Annotated in this window: 12 protein-coding genes; 6 read left to right on the forward strand and 6 right to left on the reverse strand. The window is 47.7% G+C overall.

Features of this window, described 5'->3' with window-relative positions:
- Window positions 1-21 precede the first annotated feature (21 nt).
- Window positions 22-318, forward strand: a complete 297-nt coding sequence (locus QUB77_RS08020; RefSeq protein WP_333171096.1) for an element excision factor XisH family protein — start codon at window positions 22-24, stop codon at window positions 316-318.
- A gap of 47 nt (window positions 319-365) precedes the next feature.
- Complete coding sequence (locus QUB77_RS08025; protein WP_333066553.1) at window positions 366-701, forward strand: XisI protein; 336 nt, start codon at window positions 366-368, stop codon at window positions 699-701.
- A 70-nt stretch (window positions 702-771) separates the two neighbouring features.
- Here QUB77_RS08025 and QUB77_RS08030 read toward each other — a convergent pair whose 3' ends face one another.
- The 3 genes from QUB77_RS08030 to QUB77_RS08040 form a co-directional block, all read right to left on the reverse strand.
- Entirely contained in the window at window positions 772-1,320 is a 549-nt protein-coding gene (locus tag QUB77_RS08030) for a hypothetical protein (RefSeq protein ID WP_445251700.1), read from the reverse strand.
- Window positions 1,321-1,390: 70 nt separating this feature from the next.
- Complete coding sequence (locus QUB77_RS08035; RefSeq protein ID WP_333171098.1) at window positions 1,391-2,122, reverse strand: DUF3747 domain-containing protein; 732 nt, start codon at window positions 2,120-2,122, stop codon at window positions 1,391-1,393.
- A 433-nt stretch (window positions 2,123-2,555) separates the two neighbouring features.
- Window positions 2,556-3,548 carry a ribose-phosphate pyrophosphokinase gene (locus QUB77_RS08040; RefSeq protein WP_333171100.1) on the reverse strand — a complete coding sequence of 331 codons (993 nt, stop codon included), beginning with the start codon at window positions 3,546-3,548 and terminating at the stop codon, window positions 2,556-2,558.
- A 607-nt stretch (window positions 3,549-4,155) separates the two neighbouring features.
- On the opposite strand from QUB77_RS08040, the gene QUB77_RS08045 reads away from it, so the two are divergent.
- From QUB77_RS08045 to QUB77_RS08060, 4 genes are all read left to right on the forward strand, one after another.
- Window positions 4,156-4,614, forward strand: a complete 459-nt coding sequence (locus QUB77_RS08045; protein ID WP_006635515.1) for a GatB/YqeY domain-containing protein — start codon at window positions 4,156-4,158, stop codon at window positions 4,612-4,614.
- Between the two features lie 374 nt (window positions 4,615-4,988).
- A complete protein-coding gene (locus QUB77_RS08050) occupies window positions 4,989-6,674 on the forward strand; it encodes a serine/threonine-protein kinase (protein ID WP_333171102.1) in 1,686 nt (561 codons plus the stop codon).
- A 60-nt stretch (window positions 6,675-6,734) separates the two neighbouring features.
- Window positions 6,735-7,442 (forward strand): dethiobiotin synthase, encoded by a 708-nt coding sequence (gene bioD, locus QUB77_RS08055; protein WP_333171104.1) that lies wholly within the window; start codon window positions 6,735-6,737, stop codon window positions 7,440-7,442.
- A gap of 258 nt (window positions 7,443-7,700) precedes the next feature.
- Complete coding sequence (locus QUB77_RS08060) at window positions 7,701-8,912, forward strand: M20 family metallopeptidase (RefSeq protein ID WP_333171107.1); 1,212 nt, start codon at window positions 7,701-7,703, stop codon at window positions 8,910-8,912.
- A 43-nt stretch (window positions 8,913-8,955) separates the two neighbouring features.
- Here the strand turns inward: QUB77_RS08060 and QUB77_RS08065 are convergent, their stop codons facing one another.
- From QUB77_RS08065 to QUB77_RS08075, 3 genes are read right to left on the reverse strand one after another with little or no spacing between them, the layout of a single operon-like run.
- A complete protein-coding gene (locus QUB77_RS08065; protein WP_333171109.1) occupies window positions 8,956-9,936 on the reverse strand; it encodes an aldo/keto reductase in 981 nt (326 codons plus the stop codon).
- Window positions 9,937-9,995: 59 nt separating this feature from the next.
- Window positions 9,996-11,396, reverse strand: a complete 1,401-nt coding sequence (locus tag QUB77_RS08070; protein ID WP_333171111.1) for a glycoside hydrolase family 10 protein — start codon at window positions 11,394-11,396, stop codon at window positions 9,996-9,998.
- Entirely contained in the window at window positions 11,387-11,617 is a 231-nt protein-coding gene (locus tag QUB77_RS08075) for a hypothetical protein (protein ID WP_333171114.1), read from the reverse strand. Before QUB77_RS08075 ends, QUB77_RS08070 begins: the two co-directional genes overlap by 10 nt.
- Window positions 11,618-11,620 lie beyond the last annotated feature (3 nt).

Genomic DNA, 11,620 nt, shown 5'->3' on the forward strand with positions numbered 1-11,620 from the left:
GCCCTTCAAAAAGAATAGTGGGTGATTACTGCCGATCCACTAAGGTTTAAGTTTGGCAATGTTAAATTTCAGGTTGATTTGGGAGCCGAAAGGTTAGTGGCAGCGGAGCGAGGGGGGGAGAAAATTGCAGTCGAAATCAAAAGCTTCCTCAATCCTTCTGTAATTACAGACTTTTATGCTGCATTGGGACAATTTCTCAGTTATCGGCTAGGGCTGGGATCTGTTGAACCTAATCGGAAATTATACTTGGCAGTACCAATTGACGTGTATAGAACATTTTTTCAGTCTGAGTTTACTCAAGCTGCGGTACAACAGTAGCAGGTATTGCTAATCGTATACGATGCAACAAATGAGGTAATTGTACAATGGACAAACTAGCTCAATATCGTCAGTACGTTCAGACATTAATGAGCCGTTATGCCGAAGATGATGTTTCCGATGATGAAGTCGAAGTGCAACTAATTTTAGACACAGAGCGAGATCATTATCAGTGGATGAATGTCGGCTGGGAACACTTAACCCGGATTTATCAAACCATTATTCACATTGACATCAAAGATGGAAAAATCTGGCTTCAACAAAATTTGACCGAGGAAAATCCTGCGGAGGAATTAGTTGCAATGGGAGTACCGAGAGAGGATATTATTTTGGGATTGCAACCGCCATACAAACGGCCGTATACTGACTACGGCGTCGCGTAAAAAATTAAGTAAAAGAAACAGAATACTCCGATACCAGACTTCGCCAAAGTTGTCTGGTATCTACTTTTTACTACTGAGCCTTAACGCATTTCAGCATCCGCCAAGTAGCCACCACCGCATAATTCCGCTTTGCAGAATCATCGAAAGCAAACCGATCGCCAATTTCGTTAATAGCGGCAGCAACAGAACAATAAGCAGACAGTTGAGTAATAATAGACGCAGCCCAATAATTCTGAGTGTCTGAAAAAGTTAAAGTTTTAGACGGCTCTTTAACAACTAAATTCGGCTGCTTTCCCGCCGACAAGCCAAATTCCGCCGCTCTTGGCAGCACCGCCATCAATTCAGCGCGAGTGACGGGCTGGGTAGATTTAAAAGTTCTATCTTGATAGTAGCTAACTATCTTGTTGTTCCGCGCCAATAGAAGTTTTCCGGCACTCCAGCGGAAAATATCAACGTCGCTAAGTGGACGGATAGAAACATTACTAGGAAAGGTGATATTAGCACCTTGTATTCCTTTCAAAGATTTCCAAACTAAAGATATCAATTGCTCTCTGGTAACAGCAAGTTGCGGCCGCAAAGCATTATTTTGAGAAAACCGGGCTACAAACCCAAGGCCCACAACTTCTTTAATTTCCGAAGCGTAGATATCATTGGTAGCTATCTCCGAATTGTAGAAAAGCGAGTATGGCCTACGGTATTGGTATTTCCTGCGGTATGGGCTGCGGTATTGGTATTTCCTGCGGTATGGGCTGCGGTGATGGCTGCGGTATTGGCTGCGGTATTGGTATTGGTATTGGTATGGGCTGCGGTATTGCCTGCGGTGTTACTTCGGTATTGCCTCCGGTATTGCTTCCGGTATTGCCAATTTCTTCCGGCGCGGGTTGATTGGTAGTGAAATAAAAGTGACCTAATGTGCGGCCTTGATAAGCTCTTTTACTCAAGCGCCAAGCAGGATCGAGACTGATTTTCATGAAGTCGTTAACATCGCCGTTTGTGCGACCTATAATCACCGATTTACCTTGGTAATCTACCGGACTTCCCATTAGAAGAACATTGCCATCAACCATTTCCAAACTTAGGGTGTATTTTAATGCTAAATCAGTGCCTGCCATGCGAATTGAAAAGCCGTTGCTGTCTGTTGCGCGGCCACAAATACCGGTGAAATCAAAACTAACTAATAATGGATCGACTTTCACGGGATTAGAGCCACTTTCGCTCCAGCATTTTCGCTTGTCAGATACTTGTTCTACAATTAACAATTGGTAGCCGCCGTAAGGGCGGGGTTGGGCGATGACAATTACTCGGTCTTGGTTAATGTCGGTTTCGTCAAATGTAAATGCTTTAGCCGAACCCATCGCGCCAAGTGTTAAAATTGCTGAACCTGCCAGTGCGGCCACTGTTCGTACAAGTGAATGTTTCATGATTTTTCCCTATTGGCCCCTTATTGTGATGAGACTTATCTAGAATATAAAAAATTCGCCCTCTTCAGACAACAAGATAGAATTTTAGCATCTCTTGTTCCGGTGGTACCAAGTGCGATCGATCGCCGATCGTCACATTGGTTCGTAGTGAAAACTCAAGTCCGAGCGAATTTTATGAGGACTTGAGTCCTCCCTAAAAAGTTATAACCGTTATTTTAGCGAGAAACTTGATAAGCTGTTCGACCTCTAAATTGTATTTTCCGGGCGGGCGGGACGCCCACTCCCCAAGAATTTAAGGGAAGTTGACAGTAAAATTTAGATGCGCCTGGGCTGATTACTTGCGGGAAACGATCGCACTATTCACAAAAAAAACGGTGCGTTACACTCTTGTTAACGCACCCTAAAACAAACATTCAAAAAGTGTTTTTGCCCTCTAGCGGAACATACTGCTAACAGAACTATCTTCGTGAATCCGCCAAATAGTTTCTCCGAGCAAATTGGCTACCGAAAGCACCGTCAACTGCTGAAAACGGTTCTCTTCCGGCACAGGAATTGTATTCGTAACAATTACCTCTTCCAAAACCCCGCTAGACAAACGCTCGATCGCCGGAGGCGAAAACACCGCATGAGTAGCACAAGCATAAACCTGCCTCGCACCCTCGCGGCGCAACAATCGGGCACCTTCAGAAATCGTGCCGGCAGTATCGATCATGTCGTCCACCAACACAGCAGTTTTGCCCCTGACATCACCGATGAGGTTCATCACTTCTGCCACGTTGTGAGCTTGGCGGCGCTTGTCAATAATTGCCAGGGGAGCATCACCAAGTTTTTTGGCAAAAGCTCTCGCCCTAGCGACTCCGCCAACATCCGGCGAAACCACAACAATATCCGTCAATTGCTTGCTCGCCAGATAATCCAAAAGCACCGGCGAACCGTAAACGTGATCGAAAGGAATGTCAAAATAACCTTGAATCTGAGCTGAGTGCAAATCCATCGCCAAAATGCGACCGGCCCCAGCTTCCGTAATCAAATTAGCCACTAATTTTGCAGTAATCGACTCTCTTCCGGCCGTTTTGCGGTCAGCCCTAGCATATCCGTAATAGGGGATGACGGCAGTAATTTGTCTGGCCGAAGCGCGGCGACAAGCATCGATCATAATTAACAATTCCATGAGGCGATCGTTTACCGGACAGCAAGTTGGCTGAATCAAGTAAACATCGCAACCCCGAATCGATTCTTGAATTTGAACGTAGAGTTCCCCATCAGCAAACCGCTTGCGAACCATCGGCCCCAAATCGATCCCCAGATAGCGAGCCACCTCTTGGGCGAGGGGAATATTAGCAGAACCGGAGAACAGCCGCAGACGGTCATGAGCGGAAACCGGCGGATCGGGAAGCGGAAGCGGTAAAGTAGCAGAACGGATCACAGCAGGCCTCTTGCAGGACGTTTATTCCATCGCTATCTTACCATCTGAAACTAGAAATATTCAGCCAATTTTTTAATAGATTTAACATTCGGGGCGGCCACAAGTGTGAAGTTAGGCGAATTGAATAGGACTTGCAGAAATATGTCCGAGAAACCGGGTTTCTAGCCCTCTTTCGGCACCCTCAACGGTCACAATCGGTTTTTACTTATTTTTATCCACCTATAAAACTATAAGTTATACTAGAATACCGTACATTAACGGATAAATTACTTTTTAAAGGCATAATTTATTACTGTAAAGATAGAGCATTCTGCGTAATTATGCTGTGTGACAGCCCAGGGTGCGGAATGGGGGTTCTAGCGAACTCTGTACTGGCAGAAGTACGATCGCACTTGTGCCCCTGCGTCTAAAAGTTCTGGCGTGAGTCAATTTGGGGCCGAGGCTGGAAGTGCAGCCACCCCAAATTCAGTCGAAGGCCGAAGGCATCCGGGTTCAATGCGATAAAAAAGCCACCACCAGGCAATAAACTGGAAAAATACTGTAAAAAAAGTTAAGAATCGGAGCATACTCCAGATTTTTGATATCGGGCAAAGCAAGGTAGAAATCGATGAGCTTAAGAGAACGCATTGACGAAGAAATCAAAGCAGCCATGAAGTCCAAGGACAAAGTTCGCTTGGAAACAGTTCGCGGCATCAAGAAATTTATTCTCGAAAAAGAAGTCAGCCTTCGTCCCTCCGGCCAAGAGACGCTGACAGAAGCTCAAGAAATGGAAATTTTGATGCAAATAGCCAAACAGCGCCGGGATTCGATCGAACAATACCGCAAAGGTGGCCGCGAAGATTTAGTGGCACAAGAGGAGGCGGAGTTGGCAATTGTTGAAGAGTATTTGCCGCCGCAGATGTCAGACGAAGAGGTGAGTCAAGTCGTTGACGAAGTGATTGCTTCGGTTGGCGCTACTTCTGCAAAAGATATGGGCAAGGTGATGGGCAAGGCAATGCAGCAGCTTAAAGGCAAAGCAGACGGTAACAGAATTCAAGACATGGTGAAAGCAAAGCTTAACAGTTGACAGTTGACAGTTGACATCTCCCATAAATAATCTCAAGCTTTATAGAGATGTATGGCTTAGGCCGAGGGACGACAATTTATTAGGGCTAAGGCCAAAAAACCCGGTTTCTACGAAAAATCGTGCATTTCTCCCGTGAGATATTGACGCAGAAACCGGGTTTTCGATCGGATATGCGGGTTGCAACCTGTGTATTTTCGTGAAAAAACTCGGTTTCTGACCATCCTGGCGTCCAAGAATGTCAAAAAAATGTAAAATACTAACTTTGGTCGGGACTGGGGACTACAGATAGTGAAGTATGCTCAAGAGCATTAAAGACATAGCATTACTAAGTCTGTGAGCGATCGTCTATTTTTTAACAGTTTCTACTTAAACTTATGCAGCCACCTATTGCTATTGGAACTCTCCTACAAAACCGCTACCGCTTGGTGAATATTTTAGGTCAAGGAGGATTTGGCCGGACTTATTTAGTAGAAGATTTGGGGCGGTTTCAAGAACGCTGCGCCCTGAAGGAATTGATTCCGGTGCAAAGCGGGCCTTACGTTTTGGAAAAATCGAAGGAATTGTTTCAAAGAGAGGCGGCAATACTTTACCAAATTGGGCACCCACAAATTCCCCAGTTTCGGGCAATATTTGAAGAGAACCAGCGTTTGTTTTTAGTGCAGGATTACGTGGAAGGGATGACTTACCGCGAACTGCTGCTCGATCGAACTTCAAGTGGTCGCAGCTTCACCGAAGCCGAAGTCTTGGTATTTATCCGGCAAATGCTGCCGGTACTCGCTCACATCCACGCCCGCGGCATCATCCACCGGGACATCTCCCCTGAAAATATCATCCTCCGTGAAAATGACAAGTTGCCGGTGCTGATTGACTTTGGAGTGGTGAAGGAACTCGCCACCAAAGTCCAGTCTCCCGAAGGAACAGCCCACGCGACAACTGTCGGTAAAATTGGCTACGCGCCGATGGAACAGTTGCACAGCGGGCGGGCAACTGCCAGCAGCGACCTCTACGCTTTAGCTGTAACGGCGATCGTCCTGCTGACAGGCAAAGAACCGCAGGAATTGCTCGATCAAACAACGCTGCAGTGGAATTGGCAGCAGCGAGTCCAGGTGAGCACGGGTTTGGCTTTGGTGCTGAATCGGATGTTGAGCCGGTCTCCGGGCGATCGATATCAATCTGTCAGCGAAGTCGCCCAAGCACTCGACGCCCAAACTAATCCTAAGCCTAGCCAGCCCACTGTACCGCCCGCGCCGCCAGCAGTGGTACCGACAAACCCTTCGCTAATAGCAACGGTGGCCGTGGGCAGGCCGCCAGAGCCAGTCGCCCAGAGTTCCCCCCCGCCAAACCAGCCAGACCCGTTAAGTGAGCCTGCTGGCGACACTTTTTGGGACAATCCCATCGCTGCGATCGGTCTGCTGGCGGGCTTAGTAATCTTGACGGGCTTTGGTTCCTGGGCTTTAGTCGGCTCATTTCTCAACAATTCCCGCCCCAAACCCACTCCGACACCGCCAGCACTTACAAATCCGACGCCGACACTAACTCCGATACCAAACCCGCTACCTTTGCCAACCCCAACCCCGCAACCTTTACCAACCCCAAGCCCAGAACCTGTGCCGGAACCTGTGCCCGAACCTGTGCCGGAACCTGTGCCAGAACCTGTGCCGGAACCTGTGCCGGAACCTGTGCCGGAACCTGTGCCGGAACCTGTGCCGGAACCTGTGCCAGAACCTGTGCCAGAACCAAGCCCAGCGCCAACTCCGACACCCAAACCGACGCCCGCGCCGACTCCCGCGCCGACTCCCGCGCCCAAACCGACGCCCGCACCAACTCCCGCACCAAAACCGACGCCCGCGCCGTCGCCAACACCAGCACCAACTCCCGCGCCAACACCCGCACCAACACCGGAACCGGCCCCAACACCCGCACCATCGCCGGAACCGGCCCCAACACCCGCACCGTCACCGGAACCGGAACCGGAACCCGCGCCGTCACCGGAACCGGAACCGGAACCCGCGCCGGAACCGGAACCAGCACCAACACCCGCACCATCGCCAGAACTCTAAACTTCTGGCAAAATTCCCCTAAACTGAGGTTGAGGCCAATTATTTGTTAGCTTTTTGCCAATGAACTCGCTGCTAATTACTGGAACTGATACCGACGCGGGCAAAACTGTTTTGACCAGCGCTCTGGCTGCTTATTGGCAAATGTATTTTCCCGATCGCAGTTTGGGACTTATGAAACTCATGCAAACGGGAACGGGCGATCGCGAACTCTACACCCGTTTGTTTTCCCTCGACCAATCCCCCGAAGAACTCAATCCGCTGCACTTTGATGCGCCTCTAGCACCGCCGATTGCGGCCGAACGGGAGGGGAGACGTATTGAGTTAGAAAAGGTCTGGACGGCGCTGCAAAGCCTCTCTGAGCGCAAGGATTTTGTATTGGTGGAAGCATTGGGAGGGCTGGGATCGCCTGTAACGCGGGAACTGACGGTGGCCGATATTGCCCGCGATTGGCGGCTGAGAGGGGTTTTGGTAGTACCTGTGAGGTTGGGGGCGATCGGGCAAGCTGTGGCGAATGTTGCTCTCGCCAGACACACTGGTTTTAAGCTGACAGGTATTGTGCTCAATTGCGTTAAAGCTTATTCCGAAGAAGAAATTGCCGATCTAGCGCCCGTTGATTTGATCCAGTCGCTGACTCAAATACCTGTGTTGGGTATTTTGCCGCATTTAGATGACCCGACTGACCTTGCTAAATTAGCTAAAATTGCTTCTGATTTAGATTTAGAGCGGTTGCTACCAGGGGTTAATTTAGTTGCTCAAACTTCTAAATAACCCTATTCTAAACACCTCTCTTTCTCATTCTTCTCTTCCTCCGCGTACTCTGCGCCCTCTGCGGTTCATAAAAAAATCTCCTGCACAACAGGGATAGGATTGAAGAAGATTTTATTTTAACCGCAGAGACCGCAGAGACCGCAGAGAAAGAGAAGAGAGAGTTTCACAACTTATTTAGAGTTGCTATAATTAGTGATTACCATTTATTAAGTGATTAAATCTAAAACCTAATAAAATAAAAAAAAAGGAGAATAAAACATGGTTTCTACTTTACCGAATTTAACGTCTGTCGATTTATCTCAATTGCGGCTGGAGATTAGAAATTTGCAGCCTCAGCTAGTCGAATGGCGTCGCCTTTTGCACCAAAAGCCGGAGTTGAGTTTTGATGAAAATTTAACGGCGCAGTTTGTCTCGCAAAAGTTGCAGGAATGGGGAATTGAGCATGAAACTAATATTGCTAAAACAGGTATTGTCGCCACTATAGACAGCGGCAAACCGGGGCGGGTTTTGGCAATTCGGGCTGATATGGATGCTTTGCCTATTCAAGAGGAAAATGAGGTGGATTATCGATCGCAGCATGATGGAATTATGCACGCTTGCGGTCACGACGGCCACACTGCGATCGCCCTCGGTACTGTTTGTTATCTGGCAAAGCACAAACACAGCTTTTCGGGTAAGGTAAAATTTATCTTTCAGCCCGCTGAAGAAGGGCCAGGAGGGGCAAAACCGATGATTGAAGCGGGAGTTTTGAAGAATCCTGATGTTGATGCGATCGTCGGCTTGCATTTGTGGAACAATCTACCTTTGGGTACTGTAGGCGTCCGCAGCGGCGCGCTGATGGCGGCTGTCGAAGTTTTTGACTGCACGATTTTTGGCCAAGGTGGGCACGGCGGAATGCCACATCAGACTGTGGATGCGATCGTAGTTACAGCCCAAATTGTCAGCGCTTTGCAGGCAATTGTCGCGCGGAACATTGACCCGATCGACTCAGCGGTAGTAACTGTTGGCAAATTCCACGCAGGCCACACCCACAACGTCATTGCCGACACCGCTCAAATCGGTGGCACGGTGCGCTATTTCAATCCTGCATATCAAGGTTATTTTGCCAAGCGAATCGAGCAAGTAATTGCCGGAATTTGTCAAAGTCACGGGGCAAATTACCAATTAGATTATTGTTCGCTTTATCCGCCAGTTATTAATGATTCGAGAATAGCTGAATTGGTGCGCGGCGTGGCAGAATCGGTTGTAGAAACTCCTGCGGGAATCGTGCCCGAATGTCAAACAATGGGCGGCGAGGATATGTCGTTCTTTTTGCAAGAAGTTCCCGGTTGTTATTTCTTTTTGGGCTCAGCCAATCCAGAGAAAAACTTGGCTTACCCGCACCATCACCCGCGTTTTGATTTTGATGAAACTGCGCTAGGAATGGGTGTAGAAATGTTTGTGCGGTGTGTGGAAAATTTTTGCGGTTAGCTTTATATGTAGGGTGCGCAGTGCGCACCTTACCGCTATCTAATTATCGAGTTTGAAAGATATTCTGCACCATTTTCTTATCTACACTCGCCGCCGCTTTATCCAATTCGGCAATCTCGCCCGAGTCTAACTCCCACCCCAAAGCACCGATATTTTCCCTCGCCTGTGCCGAAGATTTAGCCCCAGGAATCGGAATAGTTTCTTTGCAGATGCACCAGTTGATAGCTACCTGCGAAACAGTCTTGTTTCTGAATGCCGCTATTTCTCGCAAACACTCCAAAAGCGATCGCATTCCTGGAAGTAGCTGCTTGCACGCCAAACCTCGGATACCTTTAGGAAGAGAGCCATTTTCTGAGTATTTACCTGTCAGCAAACCCAAGGCTAGAGGACTGTAAGCAATCAATTTTATCCCCAATTCATCGCAAACATCTTTCAATCCGAGTTCTGTCACCGGATAGGTAGAAAGTAGTGAATATTGGACTTGTAAAGTAACAATAGGAATTTGGCGATCGCTAAATTTCCGATGCACCCATTTCAGCCGTTTCGGCCCGTAATTAGACAAGCCCACTCCCTTGACCAATCCTTGCTTGTAAAGGTCAGCCAAACCGTCTAAAAGAGCCCCCTCTTGCCAAGGAGCGTAATTGGCTGTAGACCAGTGCATTTGTACCAAATCTACATTTTTTCCGAGGCGCGCAGCAGAGGCTTTGCAAGCCGATATCATTGATTGTCGCGTCAGCCTCCAAGGATAAGCAGCCAGTTTTGTCGCAATACAAATACTGTCTTTATTTGCACCTTGATATTGTTGAGAAAACTGCCCCAAAAGCTGTTCGCTGCGTCCGTTTAATTTCCCTGTTCCGTAAGAGTCGCCGGTATCGAATAAAGTGACGCCGTTACTCACACAAAGATTGAAAACTGCTTGCAATTCGTCGTCCATACTTTCATTGTAGCCCCAGAGAAATCTGTTGCCCCAGGCCCAAGTGCCACAGCCCATTTTTGGCAGTAAAATTTTTTGGTTAGTTGGCATTTTTATTGAATGATTAATGATTGAGAGCCCGGTAAGGTGCGCAATGCGCACCCTACTCTTTAAATCTTGTACGTGGTTGGGGAGGGCGAAGGTGGGCTGTTTTTGGTAGGTTGCTCTGGCTTAGCTTTCGGGTCTGGTTTGGGTGGCGCAGGCGGAGGGAAAGTCGCCGCGCGTCTGGGTATTTGTAGTGCTGTTCGGAATGCAGAAGACGGGAAGAAAGCACTAAATTGAGAAAGTCGATGGGCGATGGGTTCTGGCGCATATTCCCACAAGCTTTCGTAGTAGAAGAAAGCGACGCCTAAGCCGTATCCTTGGACTGCTTGCACCTGAGATTTAATTTGCTGAATCGGTACTGGGTTATTTCTCAAACCTGTCATAATCCCGATGCCCGTGGGAATTTTTTGCTGTGTTTCTTGCATTTCGGGACGGTTAATTTTGTCCACAAATGATTTTAGATTGGGACGGTAGACTTGCACGATTAGCTCGTCGGCAATATCCAAACGCACCCAAGCCAGCCAATCTTGCAGGTGATGTTTGTAAGCAAAATCGTAATAATTGGGAGAAATCGAGAAAATTGCATTTGGTTTGACGGCTTTGACGGCTTGGTTTAGCTGCGACATAAAAGCGGTAATTTTATTGGCTCGCCACTGCACCCATGCTGGATTTTGAAAATCTTTGGGCGGCGCTTTTTTGGTTTCTTTGGTATACAAAGCAATTGTGTAGTCATCATATCCAAATTCCGACGGCAAACTCATGTGGTCGTCAAATTGAATGCCGTCGGCGTTGTATAGAGTGGTGATTTCTAGTACAAGATCGGTAATAAATTTCTGCACTTCTGGATGAAAGGGATTTAGCCAAACTACTTCCCCACCTGCGCTGGTTGATGTTTGGCTGCCGTCCTGTTTTTGTGTCAGCCAATCGGGATGATTTAATGCTAATTCTGAGGTGGGAGGAGCCATGAAACCAAACTCAAACCAAGGAATTACTAGCAGGCCTTGGCGGTGAGCTTTATCAATTAAATCGGCAATCATATCTTGTCCGTCTAACCCTCTGTAAACAAAGGGTTGAATGTCTCTTTGCTGTGCTACATAGCTGGGATACATTGCATAGCCAGAATTCCACACAACGGGATAGATTGTGTTAAAATTTAACCGTTTTAGTTTGCTGACAGCATCTCCTAGTTTGCGACTATCTCTGAGGATGTCTTTGTCATTTGTAGTCATCCAAACGCCGCGAATTTCCTGGCGGGGTTGCTGGGCGATCGCCGGAATGAAGTTGTTCGCCAGCAATACTATAATGAATGACAGGGCAAACAGAAGCGGGAAAAGAGTTTTAATCGATCGCTGCCAACTGCGCGGAATGATGCGTAATGTCATAGTTTTGAATGGTGAGTTAGCTATTGAAACACACCCCGACATAATTTGGTGATAAAATTTGCTTGCTCTACAGTCTACAGCCATTGGCGCTGAATGTGGAATCGGTTAAGCGAAATGGGTAGATTGATGTGCTCCGATCGCAACTGAGCTAAGTATAATCTCTGAGACAGAGGGTAAGTGACAGCATTCTGTCTAACTGCTGGGAAATCATTAATTACGCACTGCCAGCTCTCCTTACCGGACTTTGCGGCCCAAGGAGTGCGAGTGCTGTACAATATCGGTGCTGCAACATTTCGATCGAACATCTG

Source organism: Microcoleus sp. AT9b-C3 (assembly GCF_036705485.1).
Taxonomy (GTDB): Bacteria; Cyanobacteriota; Cyanobacteriia; order Cyanobacteriales; family Microcoleaceae; genus Microcoleus.